The organism is Paracoccus benzoatiresistens, from assembly GCF_026913015.1.
In the GTDB taxonomy this organism is placed as follows: domain Bacteria; phylum Pseudomonadota; class Alphaproteobacteria; order Rhodobacterales; family Rhodobacteraceae; genus Paracoccus; species Paracoccus benzoatiresistens.
In genome coordinates this window covers 22,734-42,879 of the sequence record NZ_JAPTYD010000029.1, presented here as the reverse complement: position 1 = coordinate 42,879, position 20,146 = coordinate 22,734, and the positions used below count along the sequence as shown (strand labels likewise).

At 64.1% G+C, this 20,146-nt stretch carries 23 protein-coding genes; 3 read left to right on the top strand and 20 right to left on the bottom strand.

What is annotated here, in order from left to right:
• Positions 1-197: hypothetical protein (locus OU682_RS16205; protein WP_268943218.1), on the bottom strand; the 197-nt coding region annotated here is incomplete at its 3' end.
• A gap of 37 nt (positions 198-234) precedes the next feature.
• On the opposite strand from OU682_RS16205, the gene OU682_RS16200 reads away from it, so the two are divergent.
• Complete coding sequence (locus OU682_RS16200) at positions 235-807, top strand: cupin domain-containing protein (protein WP_268943217.1); 573 nt, start codon at positions 235-237, stop codon at positions 805-807.
• 64 nt (positions 808-871) lie between these two features.
• On the opposite strand, the gene OU682_RS16195 is transcribed toward OU682_RS16200, so the two are convergent.
• The 13 genes from OU682_RS16195 to OU682_RS16135 all read right to left on the bottom strand — a co-directional run bounded on the left by OU682_RS16195 (position 872) and on the right by OU682_RS16135 (position 11,914).
• Positions 872-1,642: a FadR/GntR family transcriptional regulator gene (locus tag OU682_RS16195; protein ID WP_268943216.1), complete on the bottom strand. Its 771-nt coding sequence runs from the start codon at positions 1,640-1,642 to the stop codon at positions 872-874.
• Positions 1,643-1,651: 9 nt separating this feature from the next.
• Entirely contained in the window at positions 1,652-3,136 is a 1,485-nt protein-coding gene (locus OU682_RS16190; RefSeq protein ID WP_268943215.1) for a M81 family metallopeptidase, read from the bottom strand.
• The gene (locus OU682_RS16185; RefSeq protein ID WP_268943214.1) at positions 3,136-4,392 is read right to left on the bottom strand and encodes a Zn-dependent hydrolase; all 1,257 of its coding nucleotides are present in this window, start codon (positions 4,390-4,392) and stop codon (positions 3,136-3,138) included. Before OU682_RS16185 ends, OU682_RS16190 begins: the two co-directional genes overlap by 1 nt.
• A gap of 11 nt (positions 4,393-4,403) precedes the next feature.
• Positions 4,404-5,108, bottom strand: coding sequence for an ABC transporter ATP-binding protein (locus OU682_RS16180; RefSeq protein ID WP_268943213.1), 705 nt, complete (start codon positions 5,106-5,108; stop codon positions 4,404-4,406).
• Positions 5,105-5,872: an ABC transporter ATP-binding protein gene (locus OU682_RS16175; RefSeq protein WP_268943212.1), complete on the bottom strand. Its 768-nt coding sequence runs from the start codon at positions 5,870-5,872 to the stop codon at positions 5,105-5,107. The genes OU682_RS16180 and OU682_RS16175 overlap by 4 nt, the downstream gene beginning before the upstream one ends.
• Before the next feature lies 1 nt (position 5,873).
• Positions 5,874-6,845 (bottom strand): branched-chain amino acid ABC transporter permease, encoded by a 972-nt coding sequence (locus tag OU682_RS16170; RefSeq protein WP_268943211.1) that lies wholly within the window; start codon positions 6,843-6,845, stop codon positions 5,874-5,876.
• 3 nt (positions 6,846-6,848) lie between these two features.
• Positions 6,849-7,703 (bottom strand): branched-chain amino acid ABC transporter permease, encoded by an 855-nt coding sequence (locus OU682_RS16165; protein WP_268943210.1) that lies wholly within the window; start codon positions 7,701-7,703, stop codon positions 6,849-6,851.
• Between the two features lie 77 nt (positions 7,704-7,780).
• Positions 7,781-8,992 carry an ABC transporter substrate-binding protein gene (locus OU682_RS16160; RefSeq protein WP_268943209.1) on the bottom strand — a complete coding sequence of 404 codons (1,212 nt, stop codon included), beginning with the start codon at positions 8,990-8,992 and terminating at the stop codon, positions 7,781-7,783.
• Positions 8,993-9,468: 476 nt separating this feature from the next.
• A complete protein-coding gene (locus OU682_RS16155) occupies positions 9,469-9,714 on the bottom strand; it encodes a prolyl oligopeptidase family serine peptidase (protein ID WP_268943208.1) in 246 nt (81 codons plus the stop codon).
• Entirely contained in the window at positions 9,711-10,454 is a 744-nt protein-coding gene (locus OU682_RS16150) for a prolyl oligopeptidase family serine peptidase (protein ID WP_268943207.1), read from the bottom strand. The genes OU682_RS16155 and OU682_RS16150 overlap by 4 nt, the downstream gene beginning before the upstream one ends.
• 38 nt (positions 10,455-10,492) lie before the next feature.
• The gene (locus OU682_RS16145; protein WP_268943206.1) at positions 10,493-11,221 is read right to left on the bottom strand and encodes a prolyl oligopeptidase family protein; all 729 of its coding nucleotides are present in this window, start codon (positions 11,219-11,221) and stop codon (positions 10,493-10,495) included.
• 18 nt (positions 11,222-11,239) lie between these two features.
• On the bottom strand, positions 11,240-11,527 hold the full coding sequence (locus OU682_RS16140; RefSeq protein WP_268943205.1) for a hypothetical protein: 288 nt from the start codon (positions 11,525-11,527) through the stop codon (positions 11,240-11,242).
• Positions 11,528-11,683: 156 nt separating this feature from the next.
• Positions 11,684-11,914 (bottom strand): hypothetical protein, encoded by a 231-nt coding sequence (locus OU682_RS16135; RefSeq protein WP_268943204.1) that lies wholly within the window; start codon positions 11,912-11,914, stop codon positions 11,684-11,686.
• Between the two features lie 431 nt (positions 11,915-12,345).
• Between OU682_RS16135 and OU682_RS16130 the strand changes: the two genes are divergently transcribed.
• Positions 12,346-12,480, top strand: a complete 135-nt coding sequence (locus OU682_RS16130; RefSeq protein WP_268943222.1) for a hypothetical protein — start codon at positions 12,346-12,348, stop codon at positions 12,478-12,480.
• A gap of 50 nt (positions 12,481-12,530) precedes the next feature.
• Entirely contained in the window at positions 12,531-12,926 is a 396-nt protein-coding gene (locus OU682_RS16125; protein WP_268943203.1) for a (R)-mandelonitrile lyase, read from the top strand.
• Between the two features lie 345 nt (positions 12,927-13,271).
• On the opposite strand, the gene OU682_RS16120 is transcribed toward OU682_RS16125, so the two are convergent.
• From OU682_RS16120 to OU682_RS16095, 6 genes are all read right to left on the bottom strand, one after another.
• Positions 13,272-14,117 (bottom strand): dipeptide ABC transporter ATP-binding protein, encoded by an 846-nt coding sequence (locus OU682_RS16120; protein ID WP_329609816.1) that lies wholly within the window; start codon positions 14,115-14,117, stop codon positions 13,272-13,274.
• A complete protein-coding gene (locus tag OU682_RS16115; RefSeq protein WP_268943220.1) occupies positions 14,114-14,953 on the bottom strand; it encodes an ABC transporter ATP-binding protein in 840 nt (279 codons plus the stop codon). Before OU682_RS16115 ends, OU682_RS16120 begins: the two co-directional genes overlap by 4 nt.
• A gap of 5 nt (positions 14,954-14,958) precedes the next feature.
• The gene (locus OU682_RS16110; RefSeq protein ID WP_268943202.1) at positions 14,959-15,858 is read right to left on the bottom strand and encodes an ABC transporter permease subunit; all 900 of its coding nucleotides are present in this window, start codon (positions 15,856-15,858) and stop codon (positions 14,959-14,961) included.
• A complete protein-coding gene (locus OU682_RS16105) occupies positions 15,855-16,862 on the bottom strand; it encodes an ABC transporter permease subunit (protein ID WP_268943201.1) in 1,008 nt (335 codons plus the stop codon). The genes OU682_RS16110 and OU682_RS16105 overlap by 4 nt, the downstream gene beginning before the upstream one ends.
• 76 nt (positions 16,863-16,938) lie before the next feature.
• On the bottom strand, positions 16,939-18,540 hold the full coding sequence (locus OU682_RS16100; protein ID WP_268943200.1) for an ABC transporter substrate-binding protein: 1,602 nt from the start codon (positions 18,538-18,540) through the stop codon (positions 16,939-16,941).
• 173 nt (positions 18,541-18,713) lie between these two features.
• A complete protein-coding gene (locus OU682_RS16095; RefSeq protein ID WP_268943199.1) occupies positions 18,714-19,910 on the bottom strand; it encodes a M24 family metallopeptidase in 1,197 nt (398 codons plus the stop codon).
• Between the last annotated feature and the right edge of the window lie 236 nt (positions 19,911-20,146).

The following is a 20,146-nucleotide window of genomic DNA, read 5'->3' as shown; positions in this document are numbered from 1 at the left end:
ACATGCGCCCGGTCGGCGGCAACGACATGGGACAGGTCGTTCTGGTTGAGGTCAAGGGACATGGCGGGGCTCCGGATGGGTGGCGCAGATGCTGGGCGACGTAAGAGTTGGGGGGCATTTGCCGGATTGTCGCGACACAGCACCAGCCAAGCAACGGTGATTTCTTGCGCAAACCAGATTGTTGTTTTCATTGCCATCTGCCAAACTCCGCTTTGAATACGAAGCACGAAAGCAATGGCGAGACAGCACGACGACAAGGAAGACCGGCTGGTTGCGATGCGGTTGCGTGTGGTGCGAAAGTCGAAAGGGCTGTCGCAACGTGAACTTGCAAGGCGCGCCGGTGTCGGCAGCGGCACCATATCGCAGATCGAGTCGATGTCGCTGAAGCCCTCCGTATCCGTTCTCAAGCGGATCCTGGATGGCGTGCCCATGGATCTCGCCACGTTCTTCAGCTTCGAACTGTCCTTGGATCAGGACCGGGTGTTTCGCCGCAACGAGCACGTGAACATCGGTGCGCCAGGCATCAAGTATCTTCTGCTTGCGGCGCAGCGCCCCGGACGGAACATCCAGATGCTGCATGAATATTACGAGCCGACCACCAGTTCCGGGCGACATGTCCTGTCCCACAACGGAGAGGAATGCGGCATTGTCATAAGCGGAACGCTCGAGGTGACGATCGGCGACGAGGTTCATGTCCTGAACGCCGGAGACGGCTATTATTTCAGCAGCTCGCTCCCCCACCGGTTCCGCAACACCGGAACCACGGTCTGCGAGGTTGTCAGCGCCTGTACGCCTCCCAGCTTCTGATTGCATCGAGTTGCTATTTCAAATGCAACTTTCGTTTGTGGGATGAGTATTCGCGTTTTCGGCTCTAGAACCGGCTCAGCAGGTCCGAACGAAATGAGGCGTCCAGCCGCCGCATGTAGCTTTCAGCGCAGCACATGTGCTGGTGCATGGCACGGGCGGCCCGTTCTGCGTCACCGGCGCGAAAAGCCGACAGCAGTTCCTTGTGGCTTTCGATATTGGCCTCGCCGAAGTTCTCATGCTCCCGCATGCTCTGGCTGCGGTAGCTGACCAGGTCGCGCAGCATGCTGTTCAGGAAACGACACATGAACACCAGAAGCACATTGTCCGAGGCTTCACAGAGAATGTCATGGAATTCGGTCTCAGCCTGGCGCACGAGGATGCGATCCTGGTCATTGTTCGCCGCCTCGCAGACACGGATATTGTCTTCAAGGCGTCGCAGATGATCGGGGGTTAGCCTGCCGGTGACGTTGCGGGCAAGGCTTTCCTCCAGGGATTTGCGCAACTCGTAGACATGCGCAAAGTCCAGCTTCTGGAAGTGCAGAAACTGCCGCAATTGCTGAGTGGCGATGTCGATCGAGGCATGCTGGATCTCGGGCCCGCCATTGGGCCCCGACAGCATTCGGACCAGTCCCTCGACCTCCAAGGCTTTCAGCGCCTCACGCATTGTGCCTTTCGAACAGCCGTAATGCTCCATCAAGGCGCGCTCATGCGGCAGGCGATCGCCGGGTCGCATGGCATCCCGAGCGATGCGACGACGGATGTCTTCGGCGATCTGGTCAGACAGCTTGATGCGGTCCAACCTGCGTTTCTTGTCTGTCAGCGCCTCGTGCCTCATCAGGGTTCTTCAGCCTTGCCATTCGCAATCCGGGTCAAGTGGATATATGGGTCGAGGCAGTTTTCGGAAAGCGAAGAGATCGTAATTCGAGGCGGTTACCCCCGAACTGGCGCATTCCACCACGGCGGCCGCAAGCGCTTCGAAAACCGGCCGGCAATACATGCGCGATTTCAGGTGCAGGAAGCGCGCGTCGGCAGGGTCCAGGCCCAGACTGCTGAACACGCCCAGATCCAGCGGCTCGTGCGGCTGTTCGCAGATAACGATCCGTGCGGCGCCAGTGTCGAAGGCTGCAGCGCGGCCCATGCAAAGTTCCTGGCCATTGTAGATGGGTCCGGCGACACGATACCGCCCGTCCGACAGTGCCGTTACGCGGCCTTTCAGTCGCAGCGGTGAACGCGGCGGCGGCAGGCCCGCGGCCGGGGTCTTGTTGCCAAGCGCGATCTCTATTTCGGCACCTTTGCCCGCCGTGAAAAGCTGCCCGACGGTCTCCGGGTCGGCGACGGGACCGACCATGATCCCGTCATGGCCGCCCGCCAGCAGTTCCTCCAACACGTCCATCACGTCGCAGCTTCCACCCGACATGCAGTTGTCGCCGTGATCCAGCAGCAGCACCGGCGCCGAGCCATTGGCCAAGGTCGCCGCGCGGGCGATGGAATCCGGAAGCGGAGCTTCGTGATAGACGTATTCCTCGCGGCGGCGCCATCCTTCTCGGCCCAGTTCCTGCGCGACCGAGGCCGCGCGTTCCGGCGTATCGGCCACCGCGACAATGGAAAGCCCGGTTTCGGCCAGATCGGCGATCGGAAAACCTCCGAAGACGGTGACGGCCTGCACGCCGGGCCGGGTCTCGGCCTGCCGCGCCAGCGCGATCAGGTCGGTCATGGCGCAGTCGGTCGTGGTGTTCATGCAGAGCGTCGACGCCAGCATCGGCGGATGGCACAGCGCCATGGCCGGACGCGGCCCGCCCGCCAGCAGCGGCTGAAACAGGCGGGCGACGTGCTCGCCGGTCTCTACCATGTCGATATGCGGATAGGTCTTGAAGCCGACAATCACGTCGCAACTGTCAAGCATGGCCTGGGTGATGTTGCCATGCAGGTCCAGCGCCACGCCGATGAGGACATCGGGCGCGGCGGCGCGGACGCGGCGCAGCAGCTCGCCTTCGCCGTCGTCATGGCTGCGCGTCACCATGGCCCCATGCAGGTCCAACAGGATGCCGTCGCAGCCCATTTCCACGGCAGCAAGGATGGCCTGCGCCATGGTCTCGAACGCATTGTCCTCCACTGGGCCCGAGGGCATGGCATGGGCGATCAGCGGAACCTCGATTTCGGCACCGATGCGGCGGCCGAATGCATGAAACGCCCCGATCGCGGCAGGATAGCCGTCGGCGGCAGCCAGCGCGTCGGCGCCCCATCTGGGTGCAAATGCAGCCAGCGGCGTCGGCAAAGGCGAGAAGGTGTTGGTCTCGTGGTTCAGCCGGGCAAGAACAAGACGGGTCATCAGGCAATCTCTTTCCGTGCTTCGGCCATGCAACGGTCATAATCCAGCACGGCCTCCAGCAGCACCTGCGCCCCGGCGGCGCATTCATGACTTTCGGTGGATTCAGCGGGGTTGTGGCTGAGACCGCCGGCGGAGGGCACGAAGATCATGGTTGTCGGCGCCACTGCCGCCGCATGGGCTGCATCATGCCCCGCACCAGAGATGATGTCGCGGGTCGTATAGCCTGCTGCCTTCGCTCCGGCCCGGACCGAAGCGATGCAGTCTGGATTGAAGGCGACCGCCGCCGTGCGTGAGATCGGCTCGAAGCTGTATTCCAGCCCCACCGTCTCTGCCACCTCGCGCACCAGTGTGGCGGTTTCGGCCTCCATCTGGTCCAGCACGGCGTCGGAGGGGTGCCGCAGGTCGATGGTGGCGCGCACCTTTCCAGGGATCACGTTATGCGAATTCGGGCTGACGTCGAGAAAGCCGATGGTACCAACTGCGTCGGAATGGGATTTGGCGATACGGTCGATCCCATCGATCACCCGCGCCATGGCCAAGAGCGCGTTGCGCCGCATTCCCATGGGTGTCGATCCGGTATGCGCCGCAACCCCCGTCATTGTCAGGTCGAACCAGCGCATTCCCTGAATACCTTGAACAACACCGATCTGCTTGCCTTCGGCTTCGAGGATCGGACCCTGTTCGATATGCAGTTCGAACATGGCGCCAAAACGTATCGCGCCTGCCTTCGCTTCGCCGCGATAGCCGATGCGGTCGAGGCTGGCCCCGAAGGTATCGCCGGTCACATCTGTCCGCGCATCGCCGTATTCGCGACCATAGACACCGGCCCAAATGCCCGAACCCAGCATGGCGGGCGAAAAGCGCGAGCCTTCCTCATTGGTCCAGTTGACCAGCATCAAGGGCGCCTCGGTCTGGTAACCGGCAGCATCGAGCGTGCGTAGAACCTCGAGCCCGGCCAGTACTCCCAGGACGCCATCGAACTTGCCGCCCGTCGGCTGGGTGTCCAAATGGCTGCCCATGGCGATGGCGGGCAGATCCGGCCGCGCACCGGCGCGGGTGGCGAACATGTTGCCCGCCTCGTCCACGGTCGTGGCCAGGCCCAGGGTATCGCATTGCGCCCGAAGCCAGTCGCGCATGCGGCGGTCATCATCGGACAGCGTCAGCCGGGCAATGCCCCCATCGGACGTGCCGCCGATCTCTGCCGTCCGCATCAGGTCGCCCCACAGCCGTTCCGCGTCGATCTTCAGATTGGACATGGCAGCTTCCTTCATGCCTTGACCCCCAGATAACGGTCAATTGCGCCGGGATCCCCCCGGAATTCCTGAGCGCTGGCGCAGAGCACGATGCGACCGAGTTCGAGGATATAGTGACGGTCGGCAAGTTGGCTGCACACGGCAAGGTTCTGTTCCACCAGCAGGATCGGCACGCCGGCATCGCGGATCAGGCGGATCTGGGCCACGATCTCCTCGACGATGATCGGGGCCAGGCCCTCGACTGGCTCGTCCAGCATCAGCACCTTGGGGCCGTTCAGCAGCGCACGGGCGATGGACAGCATCTGCTGTTCCCCCCCTGACAATTGGCCGCCGCCGTTCTTGCGCCGCTCTTCCAGGCGCGGGAAGATGCGATAGATGTCGCCAATGGCCCAAGGCGATCCGCGACGCTCGGCAATGCGCAGGTTTTCTTCGACGGACAGAAGCTGGAAGATGCCGCGATCCTCGGGCACCAGCGACAGCCCGGCCGAGGCGATGCGATGCGCGGGTTGTCCGGTCACGTCTCGGCCCGCCAGTTCCACGCGGCCCTGCCGGGGCATGATCAGGCCGACCGCGGTTTTCAGGGTGGTGCTTTTTCCCGCCCCGTTTCGGCCCAGCAGGGTGACGATCTCGCCCTGCCCGACCTCGAGGTTGACGCCCTGAAGGATGTGGCTCTTGCCATAATAGCTGTGCAGATCGGTCAGTCGCAAAGCGGGTGTCATGCGATATCCCCCGTGATCATGTTGCCCAGATAGGCACGCTGCACCTCGGGGTCGTCGCGGACCTGCGCGGGCGGCCCCTCGACCAGCTTGCGGCCAAGGCGCATCACCGTCACCACGTCCGAGATGTTCATGACGATGCTCATGTTGTGTTCGATGAACAGCACTGTGTGGTCGTGACCCAGATCGCGGATCAGGTCCTTCATCACCTCGATATCGTCGATCCCCATGCCGGATGTCGGCTCATCCAGCAGGATCACCCGCGGCCGCGCGGCCATCGCCATCCCGACTTCCAGCCGGCGCTGCTGGCCGTGCGACAACTCTCCCGCCAGCCGCCCCGTGACCTTGCCAAGCGCCAGCCGGTCGATGACGCCATCGGCGATGTCCAATGCCTCGGCATTCGCCTCGGCCCGCCGCCAGGGCGCCAGCGCCTGCCAGGGGGTGCGGCCCTGCGCGGCAAGGCGCAGGTTTTCTCGCAGGGTCAGGTTCGGAAACAGGCTTGTGACCTGGAACGACCGCGCGATTCCCAGCCGCACCCGGTCGTCGTCCGAGGTGTCGGTGATGTCGCGCCCATCCAGTTCGATCCGCCCCGAGGATGGCCGCACCCGTCCGGTCAGCGCGTGGAACAAGGTGGTCTTGCCAGCCCCGTTAGGCCCGATGATCGAATGGACCGAATTGCGGCGGATTTGCAGGTCCACCTCGGACAGGGCATGGAAGTTGCCGTATTTGACGCCAAGGCCACGGGTTTGCAACGCGATGTCGGTCATCTCAATGCTCCTCGGCCGAAGTGTTTGGTGCGCGGTCGCGGCGGAAGATCAGGTCATAGCCACGCACGACCAGGCCCCATAACCCGCCCTGCAGGAACAACGCCACCGCGACCAGCACGAGGCCCAGCAGCAAGAGCCAGCGCGGCCAGATCGTGGACAGGGCATCTGCCAGCAGCAGATAGAACCCTGCTCCCAGGACCGACCCGAACAGGCTGGAGCTGCCGCCGATGATGGTCATGATCAGGATCAGTTCGCTGGTGTGGTATTCGATGTTCGACAGTGGCGCGACGCCGATCAGCATCGCATGCAGCGCACCGCCGAGTGCCGTAACAGCGCCCGAGATGGCGAAAGCCTCGATCTTGAACAGCTTCGTGGGAAAACCGATGGCGGCCGCGCGTCCCTCGTTCTCACGGATCGCCAGCAGGGTGCGGCCGAAGGTCGATTGCGTGACCATCACCAGAAGCGCGAAGATGACGACGAAACAGACCGCGACATAGGTGTAATAGGACCAGGGCCCATCCAGCGCGTTGCCGCCGATGGCCGGGCGCGGAACACCCAGCAACCCGTTGTCCCCGCCGGTCACGCCGCTGAACGTATAGGCCATGAAGTAGAAAAGCTGCGAGAAGGCCAACGTCAGCATGACGAAATAGACCCCCTGCCGGCGGATCGACAGCCAGCCAACCAGCGTCGCCGTAGCCGCGCCAAGGATCGCGGCACCCGCAAGGACCAGCGGCACCGGAACCGACCAGCGGGTCAGGAAGATGCCCGCGACATAGGTGCCGATGCCGAAGAAGATGCCCTGCCCAAAGGACAGAAGGCCGGTATAGCCCAGCAGCAGGTTGCAGGCCGCGACCACCATGGCGAAGATCAGGATCTCGGTCGCAAGGATGCCGGATTTCAGGAATAGCGGCAGCGCCAGAACGGTCACCAGGACCAGTGCAAGCTGCGCGAAAGGTTTGTCGAGCGGGTTCATCGCCTATGCCCTCCCCAGAAGGCCACGCGGCATAAGCGCGATCACCAATGCCATGCCGATATAGATCATCAGCCGCGCGCCTTCGGGCCACAGCGTGGTCATGACGCTTTGGACCACGCCGACCAGCAGGCCCGCGACCAGCGCGCCGGTATAGCTGCCCATGCCGCCAATCACCACGACGACGAAGGCGACCGACAGGGCCTCGATGCCCATGAACGGCTCGACGCCCCGGATCGGCGCGGCCAGTGCCCCGGCAAGTCCCGCAAGCCCGGCGCCGAAGCCGAAGACGGCCGTGTTGATGCGCAGCGTGTTGTAGCCAAGCAGCGCCATGTTCGACGGAGATTCGGAGCCTCCGCGCACAATGGCACCCAGCCTCGTGCCTTCGAGCAGCCACCACAGCAGTCCGGCCAGGACGGCGGTCAGGCCGATGGTGAACAGGCGGTACTGCGGATAGATGAAATCGCCCCAGATCACGACCCCCTGCAACCCGTCGGGCGCGGGCACGGAACCACCGAGCGGCCCCCAGGCAATGATCACCATCTCCTGGATCACCAGCGCAAGGCCGACCGTCACAAGGATGTGGAACGTATGCGGCAGCTTGTAGATGCGATGCAGCAGCAGCGCCTCGATCACGGCAGCGATACAGGCCACGATCAGTGTCGCCATTGGCATGGCCAGCCAGAAGCTGAAGCCTCGGGTGGTCAGGTCATAGGTCAGGTAGGCGCCCAGTAGATAAAAGGCACCATGGGCGAAGTTGACGAACTGCAAAAGCCCGAAAACGACGCTGAGGCCGACCGCAAGCAGGAAGTACAGCATCCCCAGACCGATGCCGTTCAAGACCTGAAAAAGATAGATCACTGGCTTCTCTCCTGAAACCGGACAAGAAGTCCTGCGCGCCCGACCTGAATGATGTCGGGCGCGCGGGACAGCGGATCTCAGGCGGGCATGGCGCAGCCGGCATCCTCGGGCGAGAGGAAGGATTTGCCCGAACTGATGATCTCGGCATAGTCGTCCTTGTTGGCCATGTCGGCCTTGGCCTTGCCCTTGAGCAGGTAGTAATCCTTGATGACCTGATGGTCGGCGGCGCGGATTTCTTCCGCGCCCGTCAGGCCCTCGTACTTCAGCCCCCGCAGCGCGGCCGCGACACCCGCGCCCTCGGGCGAACCGGCCTTGACCGCCGCCTCCAGCAGCAGCTTCGCGCAGATATAGCTGCCCGCGAAGGAATAGTTGGGGTTCGAGCCATGCTTTTCCTGCACCTTCGCGACCAGTTCCCGGTTCAGGGCCGTATCCGCGCCATGCCAGTACTGCGCGCCAAAATAGACGCCCTCGCAGATGTCCGGCCCCAGTGCCTCGAACTGCTCCAACCCGGAAGCCCATGCGACGACGATGGTCATTCGCTGCTTGAGGCCGAAGCTGACCGCCTGCCGCAGCGTGTCCGAGCTTTGCGCGCCGAAGTTCAGCAGCAGCAGCACGTCGGGCTGCGCCGCGATGGCATTGGTCAGGTAGCCCGAGAACTCCTTGTCGGTCAGCGAGTGATAGCTGTTGCCGACATGCTCGATACCCTTTTCGGCAAAGACATCCTTGGCGGCATTCAGCAGACCGTCGCCAAAGACGTATTGCGGCGTGATCGTGTACCACTTTTTCGCGTCAGGCAGTGCGTCGATGATCGGTCGCACCGTCTCGTTGATCGCGCCATAGGTCGGAACCGACCAGCGGAAGGTAGCCTTGTTGCAATCAACGCCGGTGATTTCGTCAGCACCTGCAGTGGTCATGAACGCACCGCCACCACGCTCGATCTCCTTGCCCATGGCCAGCGACTCGGACGACAGGATCCCGCCCGCGAAAAGCTTGACGCCGTCCTGCGCCATCGCGTCTTGCACCTTGCGCACGGCAGTCGCGGGCTTGCCCTCGGTATCGAGATCCAGGGTAGAGGCTTGCACACCATGCGCGGCGGCAACCTCTTCGGCGGCCATCAACGCGCCCATCGTGGCGAACTTGCCGTTGGCGGCAAAGGCACCCGAGATCGGAACCGGAATACCGATTTTCAGCGCCTCACCTGCGGCATGGGCGCGGGTCAACAGACCCGGCACGGCCAGCGCGGTGGCGGCAAGTGCGGATGTGGTTAAGAAGCGACGACGATCGATCATGGAAAACCCTGCTGGTGACGTTGCAATCTTATGAGCAACTTTGATTACTATACGGATAGATAGAATTATCTGTCTACAATCTCGTCCGATTCAGCTGAAACCTATTTCTTTGAAATTTCAAAGAGATAATTTGTTCTGCTCCGCAGAAATATTTCTGCATTGCAGAATTATACCTTGGGCGAGGGTCTGTAGCTCGGCCGATTCCAACAGTGCCGGCTTCATCTGACAAGGCAATGACGGCTCCAAGACGGACCATTCCCACTCTGCGGGTGAGCAAGGTGCGCGACCAGGCGGACAGTGCCAGACTGGCACTCAGTCCTACGGGGCGGTTTCATCGGATGCCAGATAGGCGGCCAGGAGGTGACGTTTGACCCAAGGCGCACATGCCATTGCCGATATGCTGATCGAAGGTCTGGAACTGGTCGGCGAGGCCATCATCATCGGCGGGATTATTCTTGCGGGATGCGCCTCTATCGTCAGCGACGCCGCAGAGCTGTGTCGGAGCACGGGTCGTCGTCCAGCCCGGTCCAATGGGCGGCAAAGGCCCATTGTCCGGCCGTTTCCGCGATCAGCATGCCCGTCGGCTTGCCCGACCCGTGGCCGGCCCCCGTCGCGACGCGCAGCAGCTGGAGACGCGGCCCGATCTCGGTGGCCTGCAAGGTGGCGGCGTATTTGAACGAATGCGCGGGGACGACACGGTTGTCGGTGTCGGCCGTGGTCACCAGGATGGCAGGATACCGGACCCGTCCCGGACGTTGTGCAGAGGCGAATAGGCAAGCAGGGTACGGGACTCATCCTCGACGGCAGGGCGGCCGCGAACAGGTCGGGCCGCTGGTTCACCACGGCCCCCACCAGCAGCCCGGCGTCCGGCGCGGTGCCAAGCGCTGCCGTATTCACCGCCCCCCCGGATGTTGGCCACCGCATAGACGCCGCCCTGTTCGACCCAGGCCATCGCGGCCGGAATGTAATAGGGCAAGATGCTGATGGCAAAGCCGCCATAGCCGTGGAGCATGGTCGGAACCGGTCCGGTGACATCCTTGCGCCGCATGACGAACAGGGGAATGCGGGTTCCATCCGGCGACGCGTAGAAGCGCTGCTCGACGGCGAGCTTGTCGCGGTCCGGCGCCACCCGGGGCTCGGCCCAGACCGCGGTCCGGTTCTCTGCAACATCGAGGCGAAGGACCGTCAACGGCGTGTCGAAGCTCGTGAAAGCGAAATAGGCCTCGTCGCCGCCCGGCCTGCCGCGAAACGCGCCGGTCGTTCCCGGGCAGGGAAGCGCGACCGTCCCGTCAGGCGTGCCATCAAGCCGGTAGCGCTCGATCTGCGTTGTGGCATCGACCATGTAGGCCAGGATGATCCGGTCGCCCAGCACACCTGCCGTGCCTTCGCGCAGAACCGCGTCATCCCGTTCAGAGATCAACTCGGAAAAGGCCGGCTCAAGATTGGCCATGTCGATGCTCATGACCCGGCCGCGCGGGGCGTCCTTCCGGGTCGGGAAGATCAGCCTTGATCCGATGTTCCCAGCAAGGCCCAGGTGTCGGCATGGCTTTCGACCAGTGCCAAGGGCTTGGGGTTCTTGGCCGAAAGGTCCGTGACCGTCACCGCCACCCCGCCGGTCAGCGCCGACGTGCAGATCACGAGGAAACGCCCGTCCCGCGTGACGGTCGCGGTATGGAGCAGCGGCGCGTCGGAGGCCCCGGTGTGAGCCAGCCGGTCGTCGGATTGCGCCGTGCCGAGCCTGTGGAAATAGACTGCGTGACCGCTGATCGGGGCGTTGAAGGATGCCCCTTCCTCGGGCTCGGGATAGCGCGAGTAGTAGAAGCCCGTGCCCTCCCCGGCCCATGCGATGGACGTGAACCGGGCCCATTCGACCGTATCGTCCAGCACATCGCCCGTCCGGCTGTCCATGACCCGGATGGTCCGCCAGTCGGTCCCGCCGACCTGCACGGCATAGGCCAGATAAGCCCCATCTCGCGAAACATCCCACTCGGCCAACGCGACCGGGCCGTCCTGCGACCATCCGTTTGGGTCCAGAAGCACCTGGTGGTCGCCCTCGGGCCCTTCCCGCACCATCAGTTGCGGCTGATCGTCCCGCCCCCCTTGCCGGGGGAAGAAGTATCGATCGTCGCGCCTTTCCGGGGGAAGCGTCGTGTCGTGCTCGTTCAGGGCCGTCAACCGTTCCCGGAAGACCGCATGACCCGGAAGGCCCTCAAGATAGGGGATCGTCACGGCATTCTGGGCAGCGATCTAGTCGGCAAGCTCGGTATCCTTACGCGGGTCCGCCTCTAGCCAGCGAAACGGATCCGCCACGCTGACTCCGGACATGGTGTCCACCGTGTCGGTCTTGCGCGTCTCGGGGTAGGTCATCGGCAACTCCTCGGCGGCATGCGCCGCGCCGGTCAAAATCAGCAGCACAAGCGTCGCGCGGCGCAGCAAGGGCAGATGTCGTGCCAGGCGATCCGGGCTGAACGGCGACAAGGTGCCGCCCGCCCATGGGGTTCGGCCCGCGCGACCCCATGCTTCGTCGGGTCTCACACTCTCGCTCCTTCATGTGTTCCTGAACTGCCCTTGCGCACAAGCGCAGGACTTGCACCGGCCCCTGGCCAGCCGAGGTCTTGGGGCGCCCGTTCTGCAAGGGCGCGGACCTCGGGTGCGCGCAGGGGCCGTCGTCGATGACCGTGCGCCGACGCGTCAGCGGCGCCCGCATTCCCGGCGGCCTGGATCGCGGTCGCAGAGCTGGTCCCGTGCGCGGTCGCCCATGATCTGCGCGGTCAGCGCGGTTTCGCTGACCAGGTTCGCGGCACAAGCGCTTTCGAGCAAGCCGGTCTCGGACATGCACCCGGCCAGAAGGCTGCTTGTGGCCAGCGCAAGGCCAAGGCCCTTCAGGGTGCGATGGGGCGAGAGGGAAAGACGTACACGCATTTCGATTACCTTCGTTCTGCCGCCTTCTGACGCGTCTGGCGGCGTCGCGGTTGAACCGCGCCGTGGCTGCCTGCGTCGCGGGCCATTCTCACCCCGAAGATTGCGTGGACATGGAGCCGCCCGCCGGTCGGCAAGAAAAAAGCCGGGCTTGGTCGGTCCCGGCGGAACCCGTCCTGTGCGGCTGTCCCGGATGGCGCGCGTGCCGCGAGGTGCAAATCCACCTGCACGATGGTTCCGCCGATGACGCGAAGGACGACATGGCGCCCCCATGGTGGAGGGCGTTGTGCGGAAGGTTCAACAAGACCCGCTCCAGCGTGGCCGCATCGCCGAGGCAGGTTTCGCGGCGCAGCACCTGAACCTCCATCGACTTGCCGCCGGCGGTGGCGATGGGCGCCAGGTCTGCGCCCACCTGCCGGGCAAGGATGACCAGATTGATCTCAGCGACGGTGCGGACGCTGGAGATCGAGATGATCCCCGCCCACGAGATCGAAGAAGCCTACGAGCGGAGGCTGAAGGGCGACGTGAAGTATCGGTTCGTCATGGACATCGCGACCATGACAGGATGAGCTTCGCTGAGAGCCGCAGTCACCGCCGCTTTCACCAAAGGAGACGCACCATGAAGATCATCCTCGCGGGTCAGAACCCCTCGGCCGTCGGGCCCGCCGATTGGTTCACCGGCACCGTCCGCATCGACCCGATGTTTGCGGCCGAGGCGCCGGGCCGGACCGCCGGCGCCCATGTCACCTTCGAGCCGGGCGCCCGCACCGCCTGGCACACCCACCCCGCCGGACAGACGCTGATCGTGACCTTCGGGCGCGGCCTTGCGCAGCGCGAAGGAGGTCCGGTCGAAGAAATCCGTGCGGGCGACGTCGTCTGGTTCCCGGCAGGCGAGAAGCACTGGCACGGCGCTGGCCCCGACAACGCCATGAGCCACATCGCCATCCAGGAAGCCATCGACGGATCAACCGTCATATGGCTGGAGAAGGTGGCGGACGAGGATTACTCCGCCTGACGGCCAGCCCTTGCAGCGCAGTGCTTCCAGAAGCGGCGCAAAGGCGGGGTTGGCGTGGCGCAAGGCTGCTCGGACGGACGGCGGACGCGGCCGCGCAAGTTGGTGCGCGATCCAGAATGCCAGCAAGCGGCTCAGACGCTGGCCATCCCGCGACACCGATCCGAACTCACTCCGCCAAGAGGAACTGCGCACCCCCTGCGCAGGCCAGAACGCCACGCCGCGCAAATGCCCGGGCTTCCGGACGCCTGCAAGGGTGTCCAAGGCCAACCTGCCCGGACGCGGCTGCAGGCGCGAGAAACTCTCCGGCGACCAAACTCGCATCTGAGGTAGAGCGTCCAGATGGCCTCAGACCCCCGCGCCTTGGCGCGCAGCCTTGCGGCGGGCCACCCGCGCCCGGATCGCCTGGGTGTCGGTGACGGGGGTCGCGGCGAACAACTGGCGGGTATAGGGATGCGTCGGGTTGGCAAAGATCGCCTCGCGCGACCCTTGCTCGACCGCCTCGCCTTCGGAAATCACCATCACCTCGTCGGCGATATAGCGGACGACCGACAGGTCGTGGCTGACAAAGACATAGGTCAGGCCCATCTCCTCCTGCAGGTCGGCCAGCAGGTTCAGGACCTGCGCCTGCACCGACAAATCCAGGGCCGAGACCGGCTCGTCCAGGACCAGCAGCGACGGGTTCAGCATCAGCGCCCGCGCAATCGCGATCCGCTGCCGCTGGCCGCCCGAAAACATGTGCGGATAGCGGTTGTAATGCTCCGGCATCAGGCCGACCTTTTGCAGCATCGCCCTTGCCCGGTCGCGGCGTTCGGCGGCAGGGATGTCGGTGTTGATGACCAGCGGTTCGGTCAGCACGTCGCCGATCTTCTGGCGCGGGTTCAGGCTGCCATAAGGGTTCTGGAACACCATCTGCACCTTGGACCGCAGGTCGGGGCCGGGGCGGCTGGCGTTGATGTCCACGCGCTGCCCGTCGATCAGCAATTCGCCCCCGGTGGGCGCGTCGATCAGCGCGATGATGCGGGCCAAGGTGGACTTGCCCGACCCGGATTCGCCGACGATGGCCAGCGTCTTGCCCTTCTGCACGCTGAAGTCGATGCCCTTGACCGCGCGGACGGTCTTGGCGCGGCGGAACATGCTGCCCGGAACGTGATAGTCACGGACGATGGCGCGCCCTTCGACGACGGGGGTCATCGCACCGCCTCCTCGATGAAAAAGTCGGACACGGTCGGCAGGCGGTCGCCGGTCGCATGTTCCGGCAGGGCCGACAGCAGCGCGCGGGTATAGGGGCTTTGCGGGTTTTCGAACAGGCTCAGCACATCGGCTTCCTCCATCTTGCGGCCCTTGTACTGGACCACCACGCGGTCGGCGGTTTCGGCCACTACGCCCATGTCATGCGTGATCAGGATCAGGCCCATGCCATAGTCTTCCTGCAACGACATCAGCAGATCCAGGATCTGCTTCTGGATGGTCACGTCCAGGGCGGTCGTCGGCTCGTCCGCGATCAGCAGCCTCGGGTTCGAGGCGATGGCGATGGCGATCATCACGCGCTGGCACTGCCCGCCCGACAACTGGTGCGGATAGGATTTCAGCTTTTCTTCCGGCTGCGGGATGCCCACGGCGCGGAACAGTTCCAGCGCGCGCTGCCGGGCGGCCTTGCCCGACAGGCCCAGGTTGAAGCGCAGGACCTCCTCGATCTGGAAGCCGACCGTGAAGGACGGGTTCAGCGACGCGACCGGCTCCTGGAAGATCATCGTGATCTCCCGGCCGATCAGCTTGCGCCGCTGCGCGTCGGTCATGGCCAGCATGTCCTGGCCGTCATAGGTCATTTCATCGGCGGTGACGGTGGCGGTGTCGGGCAGAAGGCCCATCACCGCCAGCATCGACACCGACTTGCCGGACCCGGATTCGCCAACGATGGCCAGAACCTCGGCCCGGTCCACGAACAGGTCTACCCCGTCCACGGCGGTGAAGCTGCCGGTCGCGGTGGCGAACCTGACGGTCAGGTTGCGGATGGTCAGCAGGGACATCGGCATCAGCTCCGCTTCAGTTTCGGGTCAAGCGCGTCGCGCAGGCCGTCGCCCATCATGTTGATCGCCAGGACCGAGACCAGGATGGCAAGCCCCGGCAGGGTGACGACCCACCAGGCGCGCAGTATGAACTCGCGCGCCTCGGCCAGCATGGTGCCCCATTCGGGCGAGGGCGGCTGCGCGCCCATGCCCAGGAACCCAAGCGCGGCCGAATCCAGCACCGCCGAGGAAAACGACAGCGTGGCCTGCACGATCAGCGGGCCCAGGCAGTTGGGCAGGATGGTCTTGAACATCAGGCGCAGGTTGCCCGCCCCCGCCACGCGCGCGGCGGTGACATATTCGCGCCGCATCTCTCCCATTACGGCGGCGCGGGTCAGGCGGGCGAAATGCGGCTGATAGACGATGGCGATGGCGATCATCGCATTGGTCAGCCCCGGCCCCAGCACGGCCACCAGGACCAGGGCCAGCAGCAGCGACGGAAAGGCCAGGATCACGTCCATCACGCGCATGATCACGGCATCGACCCAGCCCCGGAAGAACCCCGCGATCAGACCGATGATGACCCCGCCCACCAGGGCGATCGCCACCACGACGATGCCGATGAACAGGGAATACTGCGCCCCGAAGATCAGCCGCGACAGCATGTCCCGGCCCACCGCATCGGTGCCCAGCAGGAACTCGGCCCGGCCGCCGTCCTGCCAGACGGGCGGGAGAAGGAAGGCGTCACGGTATTGGGTCGTCGGATCGTGCGGGGCCAGAAGTAGCGCGAAGACCGCCGTCAGCACCAGCAGGATGAAGACGACCAGCCCAGCCACGGCGCCCCGGTTCTGGCGAAAATAGAACCAGAACTCGGCCAGCATCTGGCGGCGGATCGCGGCGGTCGAAAGATATTCGGTGTTGCTCATGTCGCGCGGATCCTCGGGTTGATCAGGCCATAGGTCAGGTCGACCAGCAGGTTCACCACCATCACCATCCCGGCGATCAGCAGCAGCCCGGACTGCACGACCGGATAATCCCGGCGCGAGATGGAATCGATCATCCACTTGCCGATGCCCGGCCAGGAAAAGATCGTCTCGGTCAGGATCGCCCCGGCGATCAGCACGCCGATCTGAAGGCCGATGGTGGTGACGACCGGGATCATCGCATTGCGCAGCGCATGGACGCCGATCACCCGGCGTCGGGGCATCCCCTTGGCGCGGGCGGTGCGGACATAATCCTCGCCCATCACCTCCAGCATGGCGGAACGCGTCTGCCGCGCGATCACCGCCAGCGGGATCGTGGCCAGCACGATGGACGGCAGGATCAGGTGGCTGACGGCTGACGCGAAGGCGCCGTCCTGCCCTGACATCAGGCTGTCGATCAGCATGAAGCCGGTGCCCTGCGGGAAGAAATACATGAGGCTGATGCGGCCCGACACCGGCGTCCAGCCCAGATAGCCGGAAAAGAAGATGATCAGCAGCAGGCCCCACCAGAAGATCGGCATCGAGAAGCCGACCAGGGCCGAGGTCATGGACACCTGGTCAAACCAGCTGCCGCGCTTGATCGCCGCCAGCACGCCCACCGGCACGCCCACCAGCGTCGCGATGACGATCGCGCAAAGGCCCAGTTCGACTGTTGCCGGGAACAGGGCCAGGAATTCCGTCAGGACGGGCTTCTTCGTGACCAGCGAATTGCCAAGGTCGCCTTGCAGCAGGCGTCCCAGGAAGTCGAGATACTGCATCACGATCGGCTTGTCGAAGCCCAGCTGCGCGCTGAGTTCGGCATGGCGTTCGGGCGATACGCCGCGTTCGCCCGCCATCAGCAGCACCGGATCGCCCGGCAGGATGCGGACAAAGCCAAAGGCCACAATGGTGATCCCGAGGAATGTCGGGACCAGGTAAAGCAATTTCGAAAGGAGGAAGCGGACCATCTGCCTTGTTCCTTGAAGAACGCGCGGGGTTTGTGCCCGCGCGTTCGTTTGTCAGACACTGTGACGCGGGCGAGGCTTATTCGGCCAGGTCCACCGTCTCGAAGGTAAAGTCGCCAAGCGGGCTCATGACAAAGCCGGACACCTCGGACCGCATCGGCACATACTGGGTCGAATGCGCGATGGTCAGCCACGGCGCCTGGTCCTTGAAGATGACCTGCGCCTGCTCGTAAAGCTTCGTGCGTTCCGCCTGGTCGGCCGTCGCCTTGGCCTTTTGCAGCAGGTCGGAAAACTCCTCGTTGCACCAGAACGCGCGGTTGGCGCCCCCTTCCTTGGCGGAATCGCAGGACAGCAGCACCGACAGGAAGTTATCGGGGTCGCCGTTGTCGCCGGTCCAGCCCAGGATCACCGCGCCGTCGCGCCCGGCTTCCATCGACTTGGACAGGTATTCGCCCCATTCGTAGGATACGATCTGTGCATTCACGCCGACCTTGGACAGATCTTCCTGCATCAGTTCGGCCGTGCGGCGGGCATTGGGCATATAGGGCCGCTGAACGGGCATCGCCCAGATGTTCATCGACAGGCCGGTGACGCCCTCTGCCTCCAGCATCGCCTTGGCGGCCTGGGGGTCGTAGGAATCGTCCTGGATGCTGTCGTTATAGGACCACATGGTCGGCGGGATCGGGTTCTTGGCGGGCTCGGCGGCGCCCTGGAAGACCCCGTCGATGATGGCCTGCTTGTTGATGGCCATGTTCAGCGCCTTGCGGACCTTGGGGTTGTCGAAGGGCGCCATCGTGGTGTTGTAGGCCAGATAGCCGACGTTCAGGCCCGGCTGCTCGTCCAGCTTCAGGCTGGTGTCGGCCTTGATCGCCTCCAGATCGGCGGGCGCGGGATAGGGCATCAGGTGGCATTCGCCGGCCTTCAGCTTTTGCAGGCGCACCGAGGAATCGGGCGTGATCGCGAAGATCAGGTCGTCGATCTTGGGCGCCTCGCCCCAATAGTCGGCGTTCTTCTGATACCGGATCACGGCATCCTTCTGATAGGCCACGAACTTGAACGGACCTGTGCCGATCGGCATGTTGTTCAGGTCTTCCCGGGTGCCCGCCTGGTCCAGCGCGTCGGCGTATTCCTTGGACACGATCGACGCGAAGGGCATGGCGATGTTGGCCAAGAATGGCGCCTCGGGCTGGTTCAAGGTGAACTTGACGGTATAATCATCGACCTTCTCGATGGATTTCACCAGGTTCGGCATGTCCATCGAGGTGTAGTATTCGTAGGTGATGCCCGGGATGTACTGGTGCCACGGATGATTGGGATCGCCCTGGCGCTGGAACGAGAAGATCACGTCATCGGCGTTGAAGTCGCGGGTGGGCGTGAAGCGGTCGTTCGACTGCCATTTGACGCCTTGGCGCAGCTTGAAGGTGTAGACCGTCCCGTCCTCGGACACTTCCCAGCTTTCGGCCAGGCCCGGCTCGACCTCGGTCGTGCCCTTCTTGAACTCGGTCAGGCGGTTGTAGACCGGGTGGGCCGAGGCGTCGAAGGTGGTGCCCGCGGTATAGGGCGAGGGATCGAAACCCTCGGGCGAGGCTTCCGAGCAGTAGACGAAGGTCTTGGCTTCGGCCACGGCGGTGGTCAAGGCCAGCGCCGATACGGCCAGAAGGCTGCGCGACAGATATTTCATGCGGAATAGTCCTTTTCGCTCTCTGTTGAACTTGTGACCGCGTTGTCGTCCAAGAGGATTCGCGGTGCATATTGTTCAGGCATATACCCGGTCGAGATGATTGTTCCACCAGCAACGCGAGTGACGATACGTTCCCTGTGTCAACCACAAGCCGGATTCAAGGTCAATCTTGCTTACCCAAACGGGCGGTCCAGATCCAGGGCGGGCGGGGTGAACCAGCGTGGCCCGTCGGCGGTCATATGCACTATATCCTCCAGCCGGATGCCGCATTCCCCATAAAGACACAGCATCGGCTCGATCGAGAAGCACATGCCCGGCTGCAGGGGCGTCCGGTTGCCCTTCACGATCCACGGCTCCTCATGGATGTCCAGGCCAAGGCCGTGGCCCGTGCGATGCGGCAGGCCGGGCACCGCATGACCCGGACCGAACCCGGCGGCGACGATCACCGCGCGAGCGGCGGCGTCCACTGCCCCGCAGGGCGCGCCGTTGCGGGTAGCGGCAAAGGCCGCGGCATGGGCGGCATGTTCGATCTGCCACAACTGTCTTTGCCGCGCGGTGGGCGCGCCAAAGACATAACTGCGGGTGATGTCGGATCGGTAACCGTGCAGCGTGCCGCCCATGTCCACCAGCACCATGTCGCCGTCACGCAGGGTCTGCGGATCGGGCACGCCATGCGGATAGGCCGTCGCCTCGCCAAACTGGACAGCGTGGAACAAGGGCGCCATCCCCGATGCCCGATGAGCCGCGTCGATGAACTGGCCGACCTCGGTCGTCGTGATCCCGGCGCGCAGCCCGCCGTTGACCGCGCGCTGGACTTTCCAGCTGGCATCCATCGCCGCCTGGATGATGGCGATTTCCTCGGCAGACTTGATCTGCCGCAACTCGGCGATCATCCCCGCCGCCGAAACCACGCGCCCTTCCATCGCCGCAATCATTTCCGATGCAAACCGGAACGGCGTCGCCGGGTCCAGCCCCAGGCCGCGCCCCGGCAGCCCGCCGAGATGCCGTGCGACAAGCGCAAAGGGGTCTTCGTCTTCTTCCCACATCAGCATCGGACCCGGGATTTGCCGCAGGCGGTCCAGCTTCGGGGCCTCGAAGGATGGCGTCAGATAGGCGGGCGGTCCTTCGGCAGGGATCAGGACGCCATGGATCCGTTCGGACTGGCCCAGCTGCAGACCGGTGAAATAGGTCAGCGACGTGGATCCGTCCAGCCATACCGCCGCCAGCTCCGCCGCCCGAATATGGATCTGGAGGGCGGACAGCCGCGCCTGATACGCTGCGATGTCGATAGGTGCGGCGAACACCGGGTGAAAGGATGCCAGGGCGCGGTCAAGATCGGGTTGCGCGGCGGGCGTGGTGCTGGCGGTCATGCATCCTCCTGTCCACTGCACGATCTGCAACATTACTCCGGCTCGGTTCCCGGTGAAATTGCCGCAGGCGTAAGTCTGCCCATCCGATCAGGCCAACAGGCGAAAATCAGCCTACGGAATAACCCTTACTGGTTAACGCTTTAATTCCTTTTGGGAAAAAACACCAGCGCGGTTTTTTCCGGATTTGTGGACAGGTTTCAGAACCCGGCCCATTATCAACTCTGGTGATAGGTTTT

Bases quoted from the DNA above. Each gene is read 5' to 3' on its own strand.
- OU682_RS16200 (WP_268943217.1), top strand. From the start codon at position 235: ATGGCGAGACAGCACGACGACAAGGAAGACCGGCTGGTTGCGATGCGG.
- OU682_RS16195 (WP_268943216.1), bottom strand. From the start codon at position 1,642: ATGAGGCACGAGGCGCTGACAGACAAGAAACGCAGGTTGGACCGCATC.
- OU682_RS16190 (WP_268943215.1), bottom strand. From the start codon at position 3,136: ATGACCCGTCTTGTTCTTGCCCGGCTGAACCACGAGACCAACACCTTC.
- OU682_RS16185 (WP_268943214.1), bottom strand. From the start codon at position 4,392: ATGTCCAATCTGAAGATCGACGCGGAACGGCTGTGGGGCGACCTGATG.
- OU682_RS16180 (WP_268943213.1), bottom strand. From the start codon at position 5,108: ATGACACCCGCTTTGCGACTGACCGATCTGCACAGCTATTATGGCAAG.
- OU682_RS16175 (WP_268943212.1), bottom strand. From the start codon at position 5,872: ATGACCGACATCGCGTTGCAAACCCGTGGCCTTGGCGTCAAATACGGC.
- OU682_RS16170 (WP_268943211.1), bottom strand. From the start codon at position 6,845: ATGAACCCGCTCGACAAACCTTTCGCGCAGCTTGCACTGGTCCTGGTG.
- OU682_RS16160 (WP_268943209.1), bottom strand. From the start codon at position 8,992: ATGATCGATCGTCGTCGCTTCTTAACCACATCCGCACTTGCCGCCACC.
- OU682_RS16150 (WP_268943207.1), bottom strand. From the start codon at position 10,454: ATGAGCATCGACATGGCCAATCTTGAGCCGGCCTTTTCCGAGTTGATC.
- OU682_RS16135 (WP_268943204.1), bottom strand. From the start codon at position 11,914: ATGCGTGTACGTCTTTCCCTCTCGCCCCATCGCACCCTGAAGGGCCTT.
- OU682_RS16125 (WP_268943203.1), top strand. From the start codon at position 12,531: ATGAAGATCATCCTCGCGGGTCAGAACCCCTCGGCCGTCGGGCCCGCC.
- OU682_RS16120 (WP_329609816.1), bottom strand. From the start codon at position 14,117: ATGACCCCCGTCGTCGAAGGGCGCGCCATCGTCCGTGACTATCACGTT.
- OU682_RS16115 (WP_268943220.1), bottom strand. From the start codon at position 14,953: ATGTCCCTGCTGACCATCCGCAACCTGACCGTCAGGTTCGCCACCGCG.
- OU682_RS16110 (WP_268943202.1), bottom strand. From the start codon at position 15,858: ATGAGCAACACCGAATATCTTTCGACCGCCGCGATCCGCCGCCAGATG.
- OU682_RS16105 (WP_268943201.1), bottom strand. From the start codon at position 16,862: ATGGTCCGCTTCCTCCTTTCGAAATTGCTTTACCTGGTCCCGACATTC.
- OU682_RS16100 (WP_268943200.1), bottom strand. From the start codon at position 18,540: ATGAAATATCTGTCGCGCAGCCTTCTGGCCGTATCGGCGCTGGCCTTG.
- OU682_RS16095 (WP_268943199.1), bottom strand. From the start codon at position 19,910: ATGACCGCCAGCACCACGCCCGCCGCGCAACCCGATCTTGACCGCGCC.